General features: G+C 63.2%; 17 protein-coding genes. 4 read left to right on the top strand and 13 right to left on the bottom strand.

Features of this window, described 5'->3' with window-relative positions; all coding sequences use genetic code 11:
- Positions 1-45: 45 nt before the first annotated feature.
- The 10 genes from HFC70_RS19880 to HFC70_RS19835 form a co-directional block, all read right to left on the bottom strand.
- Entirely contained in the window at positions 46-1,419 is a 1,374-nt protein-coding gene (locus tag HFC70_RS19880; protein WP_168475038.1) for a glutamate--cysteine ligase, read from the bottom strand.
- A gap of 142 nt (positions 1,420-1,561) precedes the next feature.
- On the bottom strand, positions 1,562-2,299 hold the full coding sequence (locus HFC70_RS19875) for a 16S rRNA (uracil(1498)-N(3))-methyltransferase (protein ID WP_168475037.1): 738 nt from the start codon (positions 2,297-2,299) through the stop codon (positions 1,562-1,564).
- A 16-nt stretch (positions 2,300-2,315) separates the two neighbouring features.
- Complete coding sequence (locus tag HFC70_RS19870) at positions 2,316-3,821, bottom strand: inorganic phosphate transporter (RefSeq protein WP_168475036.1); 1,506 nt, start codon at positions 3,819-3,821, stop codon at positions 2,316-2,318.
- A gap of 180 nt (positions 3,822-4,001) precedes the next feature.
- Complete coding sequence (locus HFC70_RS19865; RefSeq protein WP_168475035.1) at positions 4,002-4,511, bottom strand: NUDIX hydrolase; 510 nt, start codon at positions 4,509-4,511, stop codon at positions 4,002-4,004.
- 186 nt (positions 4,512-4,697) lie between these two features.
- Positions 4,698-5,453: an HAD-IIB family hydrolase gene (locus HFC70_RS19860; RefSeq protein WP_168475034.1), complete on the bottom strand. Its 756-nt coding sequence runs from the start codon at positions 5,451-5,453 to the stop codon at positions 4,698-4,700.
- Positions 5,450-6,787: a glycosyltransferase gene (locus tag HFC70_RS19855; protein WP_168475033.1), complete on the bottom strand. Its 1,338-nt coding sequence runs from the start codon at positions 6,785-6,787 to the stop codon at positions 5,450-5,452. Before HFC70_RS19855 ends, HFC70_RS19860 begins: the two co-directional genes overlap by 4 nt.
- A gap of 129 nt (positions 6,788-6,916) precedes the next feature.
- Positions 6,917-7,588, bottom strand: a complete 672-nt coding sequence (locus HFC70_RS19850; RefSeq protein WP_168475032.1) for a lactate utilization protein — start codon at positions 7,586-7,588, stop codon at positions 6,917-6,919.
- 2 nt (positions 7,589-7,590) lie between these two features.
- A complete protein-coding gene (locus tag HFC70_RS19845; RefSeq protein WP_168475031.1) occupies positions 7,591-9,039 on the bottom strand; it encodes a LutB/LldF family L-lactate oxidation iron-sulfur protein in 1,449 nt (482 codons plus the stop codon).
- 11 nt (positions 9,040-9,050) lie between these two features.
- Entirely contained in the window at positions 9,051-9,830 is a 780-nt protein-coding gene (locus HFC70_RS19840) for a (Fe-S)-binding protein (protein ID WP_168475030.1), read from the bottom strand.
- Positions 9,827-10,669 carry a FadR/GntR family transcriptional regulator gene (locus HFC70_RS19835; RefSeq protein WP_168475029.1) on the bottom strand — a complete coding sequence of 281 codons (843 nt, stop codon included), beginning with the start codon at positions 10,667-10,669 and terminating at the stop codon, positions 9,827-9,829. Before HFC70_RS19835 ends, HFC70_RS19840 begins: the two co-directional genes overlap by 4 nt.
- A 176-nt stretch (positions 10,670-10,845) precedes the next feature.
- Between HFC70_RS19835 and HFC70_RS19830 the strand changes: the two genes are divergently transcribed.
- Entirely contained in the window at positions 10,846-12,117 is a 1,272-nt protein-coding gene (locus tag HFC70_RS19830) for a DUF3422 family protein (RefSeq protein WP_168475028.1), read from the top strand.
- On the opposite strand, the gene HFC70_RS19825 is transcribed toward HFC70_RS19830, so the two are convergent.
- Both HFC70_RS19825 and HFC70_RS19820 read right to left on the bottom strand, forming a co-directional pair.
- Positions 12,089-12,415 (bottom strand): type II toxin-antitoxin system RelE/ParE family toxin, encoded by a 327-nt coding sequence (locus HFC70_RS19825; protein WP_168475027.1) that lies wholly within the window; start codon positions 12,413-12,415, stop codon positions 12,089-12,091. The genes HFC70_RS19830 and HFC70_RS19825 overlap by 29 nt on opposite strands.
- A gap of 3 nt (positions 12,416-12,418) precedes the next feature.
- Positions 12,419-12,673 (bottom strand): type II toxin-antitoxin system ParD family antitoxin, encoded by a 255-nt coding sequence (locus HFC70_RS19820; protein ID WP_168475026.1) that lies wholly within the window; start codon positions 12,671-12,673, stop codon positions 12,419-12,421.
- A 128-nt stretch (positions 12,674-12,801) separates the two neighbouring features.
- Between HFC70_RS19820 and HFC70_RS19815 the strand changes: the two genes are divergently transcribed.
- On the top strand, positions 12,802-14,214 hold the full coding sequence (locus HFC70_RS19815) for a DUF6880 family protein (protein WP_168475025.1): 1,413 nt from the start codon (positions 12,802-12,804) through the stop codon (positions 14,212-14,214).
- A gap of 3 nt (positions 14,215-14,217) precedes the next feature.
- Here the strand turns inward: HFC70_RS19815 and HFC70_RS19810 are convergent, their stop codons facing one another.
- A complete protein-coding gene (locus HFC70_RS19810) occupies positions 14,218-15,114 on the bottom strand; it encodes a LysR family transcriptional regulator (RefSeq protein ID WP_168475089.1) in 897 nt (298 codons plus the stop codon).
- A 152-nt stretch (positions 15,115-15,266) separates the two neighbouring features.
- Between HFC70_RS19810 and HFC70_RS19805 the strand changes: the two genes are divergently transcribed.
- Together HFC70_RS19805 and HFC70_RS19800 are read left to right on the top strand one after the other, a co-directional pair.
- On the top strand, positions 15,267-16,718 hold the full coding sequence (locus HFC70_RS19805; RefSeq protein ID WP_168475024.1) for an FAD-linked oxidase C-terminal domain-containing protein: 1,452 nt from the start codon (positions 15,267-15,269) through the stop codon (positions 16,716-16,718).
- The gene (locus tag HFC70_RS19800) at positions 16,715-17,917 is read left to right on the top strand and encodes an FAD-binding protein (protein WP_168475023.1); all 1,203 of its coding nucleotides are present in this window, start codon (positions 16,715-16,717) and stop codon (positions 17,915-17,917) included. The genes HFC70_RS19805 and HFC70_RS19800 overlap by 4 nt, the downstream gene beginning before the upstream one ends.
- Positions 17,918-17,929 lie beyond the last annotated feature (12 nt).

The following is a 17,929-nucleotide window of genomic DNA, read 5'->3' as shown; positions in this document are numbered from 1 at the left end:
GACGCAGCAAATGTGCCCCGTCCCGATGTTCGCGTAAAAATTGCTTTAGTATTGATATTCTTCGAATACGGGCTGAACGGAACCCTTCCAGCGACCGTGATAGAGCATCAGCAGATCGTCGGCGAGCGTCGCATTCTTGGCCAGGATTTCGTCGACCGAGGCGAGGAACACAGTTTCGTCCTGCCCGTCGCCGTTAAGCCGTGCGCGGGACTTGAGGCCCGAATGGGACATCGCCACCACCTCGCGCGCCACATCGCTGACATCGCGGCCCGCAACCTTGGCCTTCAACCCCTGCGACGGCACCGTGTCGCGCATCGCCTGCACGTCCTCGAAGGTCCAGTCGCGGGTCAATGCATCGGCGGATGCCAGCGCCGCATCGTCATAGAGCAGGCCGACCCAGAAGGCCGGCAGGGCACAGATCCGCCGCCATGGGCCGCCATCGGCGCCGCGCATTTCGAGGAACCGCTTCAGGCGCACGTCCGGAAACAGGGTGGAGAGATGGTTCGTCCAGTCGCCCATGGTCGGCTCGAATGCGGCGATCTCGCCCTTCAGGGCACCGGCCATGAACTGGCGGAAGGTCACATGGGTGCAGTCGTGATAGCGCCCGTCGCGCACCACAAAATACATCGGCACATCCAGCGCCCATTCCACATAGTCGGTAAAGCGGAAATCGTCCTTCAGCGAGAAGGGCAGAACGCCCGAACGCTGGTTGTCGGTGTCGCGCCAGATCTCGCCCCGCCATGACAAAAGGCCGTTCGGCTTGCCTTCGGTAAACGGCGAGGAGGCAAACAGCGCGGTGGCGATCGACTGAAGCTTCATCGAAACGCGCATCTTGGTGCGCATGTCCTCTTCGGAGGAAAAGTCGAGGTTCACCTGGATGGTGCAGGTGCGGTACATCATGTCGAGACCCTTGGTGCCGACCTTCGGCATGTAGCGGGTCATGATGTCGTAGCGCGATTTCGGCATGCGCGGCGTTTCGGCCAGCGTCCATTGCGGGCTGCCGCCGATGCCGAGAAATCGGATGCCCATCGGCTCGGCGACTTCGCGCAGGGTCGCCAGATGCTGGTTGGATTCCCGGCAGGTGTCGTGCAGCGTCTCTACCGGGGCGCCCGACAGTTCGAACTGGCCGCCCGGCTCGATCGAGATGGCGCCCTGACCGTGGGCTTCGGCCAGACCGATGATGTTGTCCCGGTCCATGATCGGTTCCCAGCCGAGCTTGGCTTGCATGCCCTTCAGCAGCGCCGAAATGCTGGCATCGCCGGCATAGGGCACGGGGCTGTTGTCAGCCCGAAAGAAGGCGAATTTCTCGTGTTCCGTGCCGATGCGAAAGGCGTCTTTCGGCTTGGAGCCATCAGCCATGTAATCGGCCAGTTCCTGCACCGAGGTGAGCGGCGTATCGTCGGTGGTGTCGCGAGCCATGAAGACTACCTTTTGGGAAGAGCCTGCCGGACGGGCAGGCAAACGGAAGGGTGATTGAACCGGTTTTAAGCGTGGCGCAAGTGAATTTCTTTCAAGACCACCTCAATTAATCCGAAGGTCGGGTGCATTTCAAATGGTCCCGTCAATGCCAGTCGCCGATCGTCGCCTGTACCACAGCCAGCGCCGCCACCGCGGCCGTGTCTGCACGCAGGATACGCGGCCCAAGCGGAATGGCGGTCACGTAAGGCAGGCCGCGCAGCAAAGCACGTTCCTCGTCCGAAAAACCGCCCTCCGGCCCGACCAGCAGGGCCAGCGACCGCTCGCTAACTGCGGAAAGGGCGGAGATCGGGTTCTGCGTTGAACTGTCCTCGTCGCAGAAGATGATGCGGCGGCTCATGTCCCAGCCCTCCAGCAGGTCGGTCAGCTTCTTCGGCGGCTGCACGGTCGGGATGGCCAGCACCCCGCATTGTTCGGCGGCCTCCACGGCATTGGCCTGCAGCCGGTCGAGATTGGTGATCTTGCCCTGCACATGCTGGGTCATGACAGGTTGCAGCAGGCCGGCGCCCATTTCGACCGCCTTCTGCACCAGATAGTCGAGCCGGCCGACCTTGAGCGGTGCGAACAGGAAATGCAGGTCGCAACCGGCCGGCTGCGGGCGGGTGAGCTCTATCGGTGTCAGGATGATCCGCTTGCGTGTCGGAAAGGACAGGCTTGCCTTCCATTCGCCATCGCGGCCGTTGAACAGCAGCAGCTCGGCCCCCTCCGTCAGGCGCAGCACATTGGCCAGATAGTTGAATTGCTCGCCATTGGCCTCAATGCCCGTTCCAGGTTGAAGCGGCGCATCGGTAAACAGCCGCTGCATTCGATAGTTGGCGCGCATGGGTGCAAATCCGGTGTCAGACAAAGAGCTGGAACATAGCCCAGTACAGCAGCGCCGCAAGCCCTGCGGAGGCTGGAACGGTAATGATCCAGGCACCGATGATCGTCATGAAATGCGAACGACGGACCAGATAGCGTCGTCCGACCTCGTCGGGATTGTGCTCGCCGCTGTCCTCGATCTCCCAGGCCTCGGCCTTCATCCGCATGTATTCGATGCGCCGCCTGGAATTGCGGGTATACCATTCGCGAAAGAAGCCCACCCCGAAAACGGCCCCGACAGCGATATGGGTCGTGCTGACCGGGAGACCGAGCCATGACGCCAGGATGACGGTGACGGCGGCCGACAGCGCGACGCAATAGGCCCGCATCGGATTGAGCTTGGTGATCTGGCTGCCGACCAGGCGGATGAGTCGCGGGCCGAACAGCAGCAACCCGGCCGAAATGCCGAAGGCGCCAATGATCGTTACCCAGAACGGCGCTCTCGCCACGGCGTCTATATTTGCCGCCTGAGTCGCGTTGACGATCGCCGTCAGCGGGCCGATTGCGTTGGCCACATCGTTGGCGCCATGGGCAAAGGACAGCAGTGCCGCCGAGAAGATCAGCGGCAGGCGGAACAGCTTGCGCAGCGACTGGTTGCGGTTTTCAAGCCCCGCCGATTGCAGCCGGATGAAGGGAATGCTGGCCAGCCACACCGTAAGGCCAATGACAAGGCCGCCAAGCAGCGCCATCGGCGCGCCGATGACGATGATATGGCCTGCGCCCTTCATGGTGAGATAGGCGCAGAATGCTCCGACCATCACTCCGTTCAGCACCGGCACCCAGCGCCGGGCTGCGGCGATCTTGTCCTCGCGATAGATGATGAATTCCTTGATGAAGGCCAGGAACAGGATGGCCAACGCTCCACCCAGCAGCGGCGACAGGATCCAGCTGAGCGTAATGCCGGCCATGACGTGCCACTGGACCGCATCGACGCCGAGCGCCGCCAGGCCCGCCCCCATCACACCGCCGACGATGGAATGGGTCGTCGAGACCGGCGCATTGACCCAGGTCGCGAAATTGATCCATAGGGCCGCGGCCATCAGGGCTGCCATCATCGTCCAGGAGAATATGGTCGGATCCGGCGCCGAGGCCGGATGCAATATGCCTTCCGAAATGGTCGAGACGACATCGCCTCCGGCAATCACGGCGCCGGCGATTTCAAATACCGCTGCCAGCACCAGGGCGGAGCCCATGGTCAGCGCCCGCGCCCCGACGGCCGCACCGACATTGTTGGTCACGTCGTTGGCGCCGATGTTCATGGCCATGTAGGCCGCAATCGAGGCCGCCGCGATGACGATCACCGCTCCCGGTCGGTCCATGACGGACGCACCGGCAAAGATCATCGCTACGACAAGGAAGATCAGCCCCATGCCGACGGGTGCATAGCCGCGCGAGACGAGTTGGGCGGCTTCCTCGACATAGCTGACCTTGTCCAGATCCTTGTCGAGTGTCGGTTTGACGAGCTTCGGCGTCGCCTTGGTCATGGCTCGTGCTGTCTCCCTCCGGAAACGCCGTGGGTTCTGGCGTCCGGGACTATTGTAGACGGTTCGGGAGAAACGCGGCCTGTGGGACATGGCGCACGGAAACGACTATCCGCGCTCCCGCGACAGGCCTTAATACCAAATCTCTGTGCATTCAATACGACAACGCGGCACGGGATGACATCACCGCGCCTCGCCAGAGGCCGGGGTGATGGCGCCACCGTTGATCATCATCTGCGAGAAGCGATGAAACAGCACCTTCAACTCCGGCTCCTGGACACGGGCCGCTGCTTCCTCGCAGCTGACCCATTCGGCCCGCCGCGTTCCCTTTTCCGGAAAGTCCTTCAGCATGTCTTTCACCTCAAGGGGATAGACCTGCACTTTGCAGCTGATCTTTAAGCCACCTTCCATGCCTTTGGCATAGGAGTAGTGGCCGATGGGATCGCGCGCCACCTTGCCCTTGACGCCGGCTTCTTCGAAAGCCTCGCGCTCGGCCACTGCATGGGATTTTTTGCCTTCCATAGGCCAGCCCTTCGGGATGACCCACCGTCCGGTATCCCGGCTGGTGATCAGCAGAACTTCCACCTGCTCCTGCTTCTTGCGCTGGCGATAGCACAGCGCGGCATACTGCTGCCGCGGCGGGCGCCGCAACATCAAGTGCACTTCGGAAGCAATGCGGCTAACAATCGTCAATTTCGGGCGATCCTTATCTGATCTATCTTGAATATATAGGGAGGAACGTAAATTTTGTGATGCTTGACGCGAGAAAAACCGAATCAATTGCATCGCCGGTATGACCGTTGATCATGAAACTATGGCGAGCGACGTCAAGCGCTGAAAGCGACCACTTTTGGTCTATCAGAGATCGCGGTCCGGTTTTCAACCGCTGCGTGACGGCAGGACGCCCCAGTGGCGCAATCCCTGCAGTACGCCGTCGGCTTCCGGCCTGTCGGCGAGGCAGATCCGCGGGTTGCCCTCGGTCAGCTTCAACAGTTCGGCATGGCCGTTGGCGGGAATCACGCCACGCACATGGTCCAGCTCGAACATCGCCCGATCGTTGCCCGTGTCGCCGGCCACCAGAACCTCGTCGAGCCCGATGCCCAGCCTGTCACACAGCCAGAGGAGCGCCTGTCCCTTGTCGGCATTGCCGGGCAGCACGTCCAGATCGCGATTGCTGGAATAGACGAGCTTGACCGCCATGCCGGCATCGACCAGTCGCCGTTCAAGCGCTTCCACCTCAACCGTCGAGGCATCGTGTAGGAACCAGCTCGATTTGCGGGCATGCTGGTATCGTTCCGGTTGCCGTTTTATGCCGGGCAGACCGGTCATGATGGCAGCGATGCGATCGGCATCATAATTCGCGCCGAGCGTTTCGCCGTAATGCTCGGAGAGGTCGGCATGGATTGGCGAGGCCAGCATGGTGCCGACGCCGCCGATCACGATATCGGCTCTGGGCAGGCCTTCTTCCTCGGTAAAGGCCAGAATGTCGTCGACCAGTCGGCCGCTATTATAAACCAGCAAAGGACGGCTTGCGTCGTCAAGACTGGCCCAGGACTCTGTAAAACGCTTCGAGGCGTCGCGATTGCCGGCCAGCGTGCCGTCCAGATCGGAGGAAAACAGTCGGATCGGTTTCAATCGCCATCGTTCCACGGTTCGGCCCATTCCGTATCGTCGAGCGCCTGCGGGATCGGACGGCCTTCGACCATGGCCACCAGTTGTTGCGCGATGCCGGTCCAGGTGAACAGGCTGCGGGCCTTGTGAGCGCCCATGCGCGACAGCCGGCCGTAAAGCCGCGGATGCTTGAACGGCTTCATCATGGTGATGCCGAGATCTTCCTTGTCGAAGGGATCGGCAAACAGCGCATGCCGCCCATAGCTCACCGCCCGGAACAGTCCGCCATGCACGGTAATCACCGTCGGCGTGCCGCTGGCCATCGCCTCGATTGCCGTCATGCCGAAGGGCTCGTAGCGGCTGGACAGCACGAACATATCAGCAGCACGATAGTAGTCCGGCAGTTCCTCGTCGGCGATGAAGCCGGAGAAATCGACCCGATCCTCAAGCCCATGCTCTCTCACCTTGGCATGCAGCTCATCGAGGATCTTCTGTTCTTGGCTGTCGAGATTCTCACCGCCCAGCGCCAGGTGCAGCCTTGCATCGGGCACGCGGCTGGCCATCACCGCAAAGCCGTCGATCAGCAGGTCATAGCCCTTGTTGGTCGCCAGCCGGCCAAGTGCCAGAACCACGGTGCCCTCGAATCCCAGCTTGTTGCGGATCATCTGCCGCGATGCGTTGGACACCGGATAGAAGCGGTTGTCGTCATAACCCGGCGGGATCATGTGGACGCGGTTGCGCGCCATACCGTAGTCGTCCAGCAGCATATCGAGCTGGATTGGCGTCGTTGCCACCACCAGCTGGCAGCTGCGATAGACGATCAGCTCATGCTGGATGCGTTCCTTGAAATTGAATTCCGCCTCGAACTTGTCGGCGCGCTCCGGATAGTCAGTCTCCATCTGCCGCTTCTTCCACAATCCCAGCGAATGGGGCGTATGGATATGCGGCACGGACAGCGCCTCCGAAAGCCGCTGGCCGGCGACGCCGGCATCCCAGTAATGACTGTTGATGAAAAGATAGGAGAGGCCTTCGCGCTTGATATAACGCAGCGCCTTCTCGCACCATTCCGTCAGATGGCGGTGCAGATATTCCTTCGGGATAAAGTCGCGACCGCCGCAGGGAATGCGCACGACGCGCACGTCATCGTCGACGATGTCGATCTCCGGCTGGTCCTCGAAGCGGCGGGTATAGATATCCACCTTGTGGCCGAGCTGCGCCAGTTTCTTTGCCAGTTCAATGACATAGACCACCTGGCCACCGGTGTCGGCAGCGCCGAGCGGCGGGTGGGCCGCGACATAGCCATGGGTGGAAATCAGTGCGATCCGCGGTGTCTCTGAGATGTCCGTAACTGTAACCATAACCCTCACGCAATAGAAATTTCGTTCTTAAAAGGCAAGGAATGAATGCCTTGAGATCGGAAAAGTTCCATTGTGCGGGAAATAATTTCCTTCGTTGTCTCGGAGTGACGGTTTTAGGATGGTACGCTCTCAACCGACCAGCAGGATATGCAGTGCTCTTGGACCATGCGCCCCTAGCAGCAGGGTCTGCTCGATATCGCCCGAGCGCGACGGGCCGGTCACGAAATTGACCGTGCGCGGCATGGTGCTTTTGCCCTTGGCCTCCCGTAGTCGCGCCCAGATCGTTTCGATGTCGCCGGCAATGTCTGCGGTATTCACCGCGACGATATGGTGTTCCGGCAGGAAGGTCAGGGTCACGGGGTTCTCCGGCCCCGATAGCAGCGCCAGCGTTCCGGACTCGGCAATGCCACCGAAGGCATGGCTGACGGCGGTCAGGTCATGGCCGTCCGAAGCGCCATGGCGAACATCGAGCGTGCCTTCCCGGCTCCACGGTGCCGTGGTCAGGCGAGGGTCCGCGCCGATCCTGATCGACGCTGGCAGGTTGCGCGATTTCAGATAGGTGCTGACGGCGGCCGGCAGGGTATCGAGACTGTCGATACGGGCTACGCTGGCACTGTATTTCTCCGCCATCTGGGTAAACAGCGCGATCCGCTCGTCCAGCGGCAATTGCCCGCGCGCCGGAATGATGCCGACCGGTGGCGTGTCCAGCCGGGCGGACGCCACTGATTGGCGCTCGCTGTCGTGCGGCGAGGCCTTCAGCGCCGAGCGGATTTTCAGGAGAATGGCGGCTCTGCCCTGCATGATCAGGCTCCCCGGTTTTTGGCGGAGGACTGCTTGGCCGATTGCCGTGCCGCCCATTGCTCTAGGAAGGAGGGCCCCTCCGGTGCCGGCATGTCGCGATGTTTCGTCCAGCCGGAGGCAAGCGGCAGCGACCGGATCCGCCGGCTTTTGCCGCCGAGCAGCACGAGCGCCGTCCTGCCGATTGAGGCGGCCAGGCGGTAGAGCTTCGGCCGCTTGGCGAAAAAGGCCCACAACGTGATGCCATAACGGCTGGCGGCCGGCGTCAGGTGCCGTTCGAACTCCCGTTCGCGCCAATGCCGCATCATCTTCGGCAGCGGTATGCGCATCGGACAGACGCTTTCGCAGCGTCCGCAGAATGTTGAGGCATTCGGCAGATGGCCGGACTGGTCAATGCCGAACAGCGACGGCGTCAGCACCGACCCCATCGGCCCGGGATAGACCGAGCCGTAGGCATGGCCGCCGATCGCATGGTAGACCGGACAGTGGTTGATGCAGGCCCCGCAGCGAATGCAGCGCAGCATTTCCTCGAATTCGGTGCCGAGCATGGCGGTGCGGCCATTGTCGAGCAGCACGACATGATATTCCTCCGGTCCGTCAGGATCCTCCGGCCGCTTCGGCCCGGTGGAGAAGGTCGTGTAGACCGACATGTCCTGCCCGGTCGCGGAGCGGGCCAGCAGCCGCAGGATCTGCGAACAGTCCTCCAGCGTCGGCACGATCTTCTCGATCGAGGCGACCACCACATGCACCTTGCCGAGCGTCTGGGTCAGGTCGCCATTGCCTTCGTTCGTGACGATCACCGAGGAGCCGGTCTCGGCAATCAGGAAATTGGCGCCGGTAATGCCGACATCGGCCTGGAAATAGCGCTGGCGCAGCACCTCGCGGGCCTCCGCCAGCAGCAGTTCCGGCGCTCTGAGGTCCCGGTCCGCGTCGAGATGGGTGTGAACCCGGCGGAAATCCTCCTCCACCTGTTCCTTGTTGAGATGCACGGCCGGCGCAATGATATGGCTTGGATGCTCGCCGCGCAGCTGGATGATATATTCGCCGAGATCGGTCTCCACCGGCTCGATGCCGTTCGCCTCGAGGAATTCGTTGAGATTGATCTCCTCGGTGATCATCGACTTGCCCTTGGTCACGGTCTTGGCGCCGACCCGCTGGCAGATGTCCTTGATGATCTGGCGTGCGTCCGCCGCACTTTCCGCCCAGTGCACATGCCCGCCCGAGGCCGTCACCTTGGCTTCATAGGCTTCCAGGTAAAGATCGAGATGAGCCAGCGTGTGGTTCTTGATGTCGCGGGCCCGGTCCCGGAGCGCGTCAAATTCCGGCAGCGCTGCGGCCGCCGTCGCGCGCTTGGCGATAAAGCCGGTCTCGACATTCTTGAGCGCCTTCTGCAATTGCCGGTCGGCAAGCGCACCCGCGGCATTGGACTTGAACTGCGTCGAGGTCATCTGCATGGATCAGTCCTTCACTTGCCGCTGCCGGCGATCGGCGGCTTGTCGGTCATCCCTGCCAGCACTTCGGCGACGTGGCGCACCGCAATCGGCGAGCCCTCGCGCTTCAGCTTGCCGGCCATGTTCATCAGACAGCCCATGTCGCCGGCCAGCAGCAGGTCGGCGCCGGTCGCGGTGATGTCGGCGGTCTTCTTGGTGACCATGGCGCCGGAAATATCGGAATATTTGACGCAGAACGTGCCGCCGAAACCGCAACAGACATCGCTCGTCGCCATTTCCTTGAGCTCAAGCCCTTCGACGGAGGCCAGCAACTGGCGCGGCTGCGTCTGCACGCCCAGTTCGCGAAGCCCCGAACAGCTGTCGTGATAGGTGGCGGTGGCGACGTGTTTCGCGTTGACCGCCGGAACGCCCCTCACGTCGGTCAGGAAGGACACCAGCTCGAAGACCTTCTCGGAAAAGCGCCGACAGCGCTCCTCCCATTTCACGTCGCCCTTGAACAGGCCGGGATAATGCTTCTTCAGCATCGCGGCGCAGGAACCGGACGGTGCCACCACATAGTCGAAACCCTCGAATTGCTCGATCACCTGCTCGGCAATGGCGCGGCTGTCCTTGCGGTCGCCGGTATTGTAGGCCGGCTGGCCGCAGCAGGTCTGCGCCATCGGCACGATCACCGTGCAGCCCGCATCCTCGATCAGTTGGGCGCTGGCAAAGCCGACGCTCGGGCGAAACAGATCGACAAGACAGGTGGCGAACAGGCCGACCCGGGGCCTTGGCGTCTGCGGTTCGGTGGTCATGTCGATGTGTCCGTTTTCTCGTTGGTCTCATGGGAGGCGACGCGGGGCGTGCCCGGCTGGCTGTCGCGCTGCAGCAGCCGCAGGCGCGCCACGCGACCCCATTCGTCGGCCCGCGCCGCGCTGTCGACAGCCTGCATGACGAAATCGATATGGGCCTGGGCTGCCTGTTTGGCGCCGTCCGGATCACCTGCCGCGATTGCCTCGTAGATGGCGATATGCTGGGCCAGCAGCCGGTCGCGGGCATCGGCAAAGGCAAAGACGGCGCGTCGGTTGAAGAAGATGCCTTCGCTGAGCAGCCGGTAGCAGGCGCGCATGGTGTGCAGGAGAATGATGTTGTGGGCCGCTTCGCCGATGGCGTTGTGGAATTCCACATCGGCCGCCAGCTCGTCTTCCGGACGGCCGCGGCCGTGGGCGGCCTTCATGTCCTCGACGATGCGCGCCAGAAGCGCCAGGTCGGTTTCGCTGGCCCGGCGGGCGGCAAGCTCGGCCGTCAAGCCCTCCAGCTCGCGGCGATATTCGAGATAGTCGCGCGTGGCGCGTTCATGGCGGGAGATGAGGTCGATGATCGGCTTGGAAAACACCTGGCCGATGATATCGGCGACATAGGTGCCGCCGCCATGCTGGCTGACCAGCAGGCCGCGCTGCTCCAGCTCTTTCAGCGCCTCGCGCAGGATCGGCCGTGACACGTCGAAGTCGAGCGCCAGATCCCGTTCGCCCGGCAGCCGGTCGCCGTCGCGCAACACGCCCTGCAGGATCAGCAGTTCGATCTGCCGAACCACTTCGCTGGCCGTGCGGCTATGGGTGATCTGGGCGAAAAGCCCGGCATCCTTGTCGGTCACGCGATCCTCCTGTGGGCTCTTTCTAGCAAGCGACGGCACAATTGGTCAATAAACTTGTCCACTTGTCGCAATGATGAGGCTAGGCAGCTGATAGGGAGGGGACTGCGGCAAAGGTGTGACTTCCCCATTGCTTCGCTTTTGTTAAGATCGCCGCCTGTAACGGGGAGACTGAAGACGTGGTGAAACGGTCGTTTGCATTTCCGGTGGCCCCGGACCGGGCGCTGGCGCTGGGCGAAATCCATGCGCGGCCCTATGCGCTGGTGAAATCGGCGCGGGTCATCTTCCAGCTCGCCTTCATGATGGATGGCGGCTCGGCCGTACATCACGCGGCAATTGCCGAGCTGTCGCGCAGCCGTGGCGTATCGCCGCCCGATCGCAATGCCCGCTATCATGCACTGGCCTGGGGGCAGGGTACGCTGCGCTGGGAGCGCCACACGGAATTTTCCACCTGGTTCTGGGATGGGCCTCTGCCCGAGCAGTTCGGCGGGGAGGTGGCGGTGCATCCCTTCGGTGACAGCTTTTCGCCGCCCGGCCCGCTGATGTCGGGCATAAGGCTTGAAATCCGCCCCGACGGCCAACCGGTCGCCGATGCGATGAACGTCTTCGATCCGGCCAGCCTCTGTTATAGCGAGGTCAAGAACCGCCAGGCGGCTGTCCTGACCGACTTCCGCCAGGATGGCGATGGGCTCACCCAGATCCTCGTCATCGACCGGGGGCTCAGCGAAGCCGGCCGCGGCGCCCTCGTGCAGCGCCTGCTCGATATCGAGACCTATCGCACCTTTGCCATGCTCGGCCTGCCGCTCGCTCAGACCCTGTCGCCCGATATCCGCCGCATCGAGGATGGATTGACCGGCGTCACCCAGCGCATGAAGGCTCATGCGCGCGACGAGGCGGATGCCATGCTCGGCGAAATCACCCGGCTCGCGGCCGAACTGGAGGCCAATGACGCGCTCAGCCTCTACCGCTTCGGCGCCAGCCGTGCCTATGACGGCATCGTGCGCGAGCGCATCAAGACGCTGGATGAGACACCGGTGCCGGGCTACGAGACGCTGGGCTCCTTCCTCGAGCGGCGCCTGGCGCCGGCCATGCGCACCTGCCAGTCGGTCGAGGAGCGCCAGGCCAACCTGTCGCGCAAGCTGTCGCGCGCCACCGGCCTCGTCCGCTCCTGGATCGACGTGGAACTGGAACGCCAGAACGGCGACCTGCTCTCCACCATGAACCGCCGCGCCGAAATGCAGCTGCGCCTGCAGCAGACGGTCGAGGGCCTCTCTGTGGCGGCGATTTCCTATTACATCGTCGGTCTCGTCGGTTATCTCGCCAAGGCGATCAGCCATGACCTGCTGCCGGTCGACCCAGGAGTCATCACCGGCATTTCGGTGCCCTTTGCGGTGCTCGGCGTCTGGTTCGTTGTTCGCCGCATCAGGCAGAGCCATGCGGAGGGGCATTGAAATCCGGACGGCTTGCGTCCGGGTCTTGAGCGCCGTCCATCACCCGCACAATGCGAACGTCTCCCTGGGGATCGATGAAATAGAGAACCAGCCATCGCTCGCAGACGAGCATGCGTGCATTCTCCGCGATGTCCTGGCGGACCGGTCCCAATTGAGGATGTCGAGCCAGCCTTTCGACCCTTGTCTCGATGCGATCGAGCAGGGTGTCGGCCATGTCGGGGCTGCTGGCTTTGGCAATCCACAACCAGATGTCTTCGACATCTCTCCGGGCTTTTGACGACCAGAGGATAGTCGCCATCCGTTAGCCTTTGGACAGACGCGTACGGGCTTCGGCTTTCAATGCTGAGAAGTCCAGAGCTTGAAAATCCCCGCTCTCCAATCCGCTCTTCCAGGCGTCCTGAAGCGAGGTGAGGGAGGGTTCGTTGTGCGCGTCCCTCTGCTGCAAGAGCTTCAGGGCTTCCGCAAGGACATCCGATTGCGAGGCAAACTCGCCGGATGCGACCTTGCTTTCAACGAATTCGGCCAATTCGGCACTGAGGGATACGGTAACGGTCATCGTCAACCTCCTGAACGGTAGTGTAAGACAAGAACAGTCCGATCGCAATCTGAGCTTGAAGCCCTTGCCCCGCTTGCGCATCCAGCCGATAAGATTGCGCATATCAAACAACGGCGTGACGAAAGCAGATGGTCCGGCAGACACGTGCAAAGCTCGACAAGAAAGGTTTGAGCAGCCTCGGCCTCGACAAACTGGTCGATATCCTGCTCGATGAGGCCACGGCCAACAAGGCTCTGAAGGCCCGCCTGCAGACGGCTTTGGCCGGAGAGGTCGGGCCGCAAGAAATGGGCCGGCTGATCGACAAGCGCCTGGACAGCTCGGATCGTGCCACGACACGCATCAACAGCGCCCGCGCCAAGGATCTTGCTGCCGAATATGCCGGCCTTGCCCGCAACATCCTCTCGGAACTCGGCGCCGCCGATCCGGCAGGCGCTGCCGATCGCATCCTGCGGTTCCTGGCGCTGCGCTTTTCGCTGTCGGCCCGGCTGGTCGCCGACAGTTCCCGCCTATGGAAGGTCTTTGACGACGCCGAGGCGGCAGCAATCGAGTTGATCGCCGCCGTGCCGCAGCAGGATCAGGTACTGCTGGTGCCGCAGATCGAAATGCTGCGCCAGCGGGATCGCTACGCCGAGCAGACCGGCTTCCTGCGCGCCTTGACGGGTGTCCTGGCAAGGCCGGCCGCCGATGCCTGGAAAGCGGTTTTGACCGGCGTCCTGCCCACCGAGCCGCTGAAGCTGCGGGCGCTGGATCTGCTCCAGGCCCTGGCGCTGCATCAAAACGACATGGATGCCTTCCTGAAACTTGAGAGTGACAAGCCGGAAAACCGCCGCGATACCCTGGCCGTTGCCACGCTGCTTCATGCCGCCGGCCGCCATGAGGACGCGCTGGAATGGGTGCGCATGCGGCCAAGCGGCATGCGGCTTCTCCCCGTCAATGGCGAGATCATGTCCGTCGGCCCGGAATATGGCGCCCGCGAGCGTCGCCTGCTGGAGGCCGAAATCCTCGAGCGCCTGAAACGGCGCGAGGATGCCCAGGCCCTGCGCTGGCGCGAATTCGCCGAGACCTACGATCCCGCCGTGCTCCGGCTCTATCTGTCGAAGCTCGACGATTTCGCCGAATTCGACGAGATGGACCGGGCCTTCGCGCTGGTCGACGATGCCAGCGACATTTATGCGGCGCTGGATTTCTTCATCTCCTGGCCCAAGTTCGACCGCGCCGCGGCGCTGGTGCTGCGCCATGAATCCAGCTGGGAAGGCCGCTATTACGAGGATCTGGCGCCCGCCGCCGATGCTCTGTCCGAACAGCAGCCGCTGGCCGCCACGGTTCTTTATCGTGTGCTGATCAACGATATCCTGCGCCGCGGCATCGGCGTCGCCTATCCCTCCGCGGCTCTGTACCTGACGGAGCTTGAGCACCTGCTTCCGCATCTGCCGGAGGATGCCCGGTTGAAACACCACGACGATTTCATGGACGACCTGCGCCGCATCCATCCGAAGAAATACAGCTTCTGGAGTGCGGTTCCAGGCGGGCTGCGGGGGTGACCGTCACCCCTCCCAATAGGGCACCGGGCCGTAGAGTCCGGAAAGATAATCGATGAACAGCCGCACCTTGGCGGGCAGGAACTGCCGGCTCGGATAGACCGCCGAGAGCGCCACATTGCGCGATCCCTCATAGCCCGGCAGCACCTGCACCAGCCGGCCGCTGTTCAACTCGGGGCCGATATCCCATGTGGAGCGCAGCGCGATCCCCAGTCCGGCGATCACCGCCTCGCGGATTACCTCGCTGGAATTGGTGATCAGCGCCCCTTCCGGCTTCAGCACAAGACTGCCCTGCGGCCCTTCCAGCCGCCAGGCATCGTAATTGTGGGCCGGCAGGCAGACATGCCGCTTCAGGTCGTCGAGACTCTCCGGCATGCCATGGGCCGCGATATAGTCGGGGGAGGCGCACAGAATGCGGCGCACCGGCGCCAGCCGCCGGGCTACCAGTGTCGAATCGGTCAATTCCGCAATGCGGATCGCCAGATCGAAGCCGCCGCCGACGATATCGGTGAATTCGTCCGACAGCACCAGATGCAGGGTAAGGTCCGGATGGGCGGACATGAAGCCCTTCAGATGCGGGGCGATGTGCAATCGCCCGAACGAGGTCGGCGCGGAGATCTTCAGGGTGCCGGTGACATCGGAGGAGCGTCCGGAAGCATAGGATTCGGCCTCTTCCAGGCCGGAGAGAACCGCCACCACCCGGTCGTAAAAACCCTGGCCGGCCTCGGTCAGCGACAATTGCCGCGTCGTGCGCTGCAGAAGCCGCGTGCCGAGCCGGTCTTCCAGCCGCTTGATGCGCTTCGAGACGACCGCCGGCGACAGCCCGAGCGCCCGCGCCGCGGTCGACATGCTGCCCGCCGCGATCACCCGGACAAACACTTCGAGATCGCCGAGATTGGTCATGCCGGCCGGGCCTCCATACATGCATTCTTTCCGAAATCGTCATAAGTCCATAACATTTGCATGACTTTCGTCAAAGTGGTAAAGAAACAATACCAGTTGAAGCGCATGCGGCGGGAGTGTATGCGGGTTCCATGCGGTGAGGGGAGACATGCATGTCGGAAGCCATCCAGTTTCTGGTGCCTGATGCGGCCATCATGGCGCGCCGCCGGGAGATCGTGGACGATCTGAAGGAGCTTGTGCCGCCCAATCGCCTGATTCACGAACCGGTCGAGCTGGTGCCTTTCGAGACCGACGGTTTCATCGCCTATCGCCGTCGTCCCCTGGCGGTCGCCCTTCCCGAGACCACGGCGCAGGTCGCGGCCATCCTCAAATATTGCCACAAATACGGCATTCCCGTCGTGCCGCGCGGTGCCGGCACATCGCTGTCGGGCGGCGCCATTCCGCAGGAAGATGCCGTCGTTCTCGGCCTCTCGGCCATGTCGAGGATTCTCGATGTCGACTATGCCAACCGCACCGCCACCGTGCAGGCCGGTGTCACCAATCTCAACATTTCCGAAGCCGTCAGCGCCGACGGGTTTTTCTATGCGCCCGATCCGAGTTCGCAGCTGGCCTGCACCATCGGCGGCAATATCGGCATGAATTCCGGCGGCGCCCACTGTCTGAAATACGGCGTCACCACCAACAACCTTCTGGGCGTCAAGCTGGTGCTGGTCGATGGCACGATCATCGATCTCGGCGGCAAGGCGCTGGATGCCGAGGGCTATGACCTGCTGGGCCTCGTCTGCGGCTCGGAAGGTCAGCTCGGCGTGGTGACGGAAGCGACCGTCCGGCTGATCGCCAAGCCGGAAGGGGCACGTCCCGTCCTGTTCGGCTTCGACAGCGCCGAGGCGGCCGGCTCCTGCGTGGCCGATGTCATCGGCGCCGGCATCGTGCCGGTGGCGATTGAATTCATGGACAAGCCGGCCATCGAGATCTGCGAGGCCTTTGCCCATGCCGGCTATCCGCTCGATGTCGAGGCGCTGCTGATCGTCGAGGTCGAGGGCTCGGAGGCAGAGATGGAGGCCATGCTTGCCAGCATCTGCGATATCGCCCGCAGGCATGATGTGAAGACGGTGCGCGAAAGCCAGTCGGCGCTGGAATCGGCGCTGATCTGGAAGGGCCGCAAATCGGCCTTCGGCGCCACCGGCCGCATTGCCGACTATATCTGCATGGACGGCACCGTGCCGCTGAGCCAGCTCGCCTATGTGCTGAAAAAGACCTCGGAAATCACCGATCGCTACGGCCTGCGCGTCGCCAATGTCTTCCACGCTGGCGATGGCAACATGCATCCGCTGATCCTCTACAATATCAACGACCCCGAGGATGCCGCCCGCGCCGAAGCGGCCGGCAACGAGATCCTGAAACTCTGCGTCGACGCTGGCGGCTGCCTGACCGGCGAACACGGCGTCGGCATCGAGAAGCGCGACCTGATGCTGCACCAGTATGCGCAGGTCGACCTGGACCAGCAGATGGCCATACGCGCCGCCTTCGATCCCAACTGGACGCTGAACCCGTCAAAAGTCTTTCCGCTGGAGGGCAGAAGTCCGCTCGGGAGTGCCGCATGAGTGATTTCTTCACGCCCTTTTCCGAAAACGATGCGGCCGGCATCATCCGCGATTGTGCCGAACGGGGCGTCGCCCTGTCGATTGCCGGCGGCCGCACGCGCATCGGCTTCGGCAATGCCGTGGCCGCCACGTCGAGCCTGCGGTCCACGTCGCTCTCCGGCATCGTCGCCTACAACCCGGCCGAAATGGTGCTGACCGCCAAGGCCGGCACCCATGTCTCCGAGATCCAGGCAGCGCTCGATGCCAATGGCCAGATGATGGCCTTCGAGCCGGCCGATCATCGCGGCGTCATGGGCACGTCGGGCGAGCCGACCATCGGCGGCGTCTTTGCCAGCAATGCCTCCGGCCCGCGCCGGCTGACGGCAGGGGCTGCCCGCGATCACCTGCTCGGCGTGCGCTTCGTCAATGGCCATGGCGAGGTCGTCAAGGCCGGCGGCCGTGTGATGAAGAATGTCACCGGCCTCGATCTGGTCAAGCTGATGGCCGGCTCCTTCGGCACGCTCGGTTTCCTGACCGAGGTGACGTTCAAGGTCTGGCCGCAGCCGAAGACGTCAGCCACCATCGTGCTCTCCGGTCTCGACGATGCCGAAGCAACGGCCGCCATGGCCGCCGCCATGGCCCTGCCGGTCGAGGTCTCCGGGGCCGCCCATCTGCCGGAAAGCGTGCGCGGCCGCTTCCTGCACGGCGCCCTGGCCGATGGCCCGGCCACCGTGCTGCGGCTGGAAGGCCTGCCGGCCTCCGTATCGGTTCGCGTCGAGAAACTGATCGCCGCCATGAGCCGTTTCGGGCCGGTCACCCATCTGGACGCGGAACAGACCGGCCTTCTCTGGCGCGAGATCCGCGACGTGAAACCCTATGCCGACGGCACGCCGCGGCCGCTCTGGCGGGTGTCTGTCGCCCCCTCGCAAGGCCATCAGCTGGTGGCAGCCCTGCGGCTTGAGGCCGGCATCGATGCCTTCTACGATTGGCAGGGCGGCCTGGTCTGGATGCGCATGGAGGCCGATCCCGAGGCCGAGATCCTGCGGCGCTATATCAAGGCGCTCGGCGGCGGCCATGCCGTGCTGGTGCGCGCTTCCGATGCCGCGCGCTCAGCCGTTGCCGCCTTCGAGCCGCTCGCCCCCGCCGTCGCCTTGCTGTCGCAACGGGTCAAGGCCAAGCTCGACCCGCGCGGCATTTTCAATCCGGGCAAGATGGGGTGAGGGCGGCATGCT

This window comes from Agrobacterium sp. a22-2 (assembly GCF_012276985.1).
GTDB lineage: Bacteria > Pseudomonadota > Alphaproteobacteria > Rhizobiales > Rhizobiaceae > Allorhizobium.
Note: the sequence above shows the minus strand (reverse complement) of the source record. Positions and strands in the feature narration are given on the sequence as shown.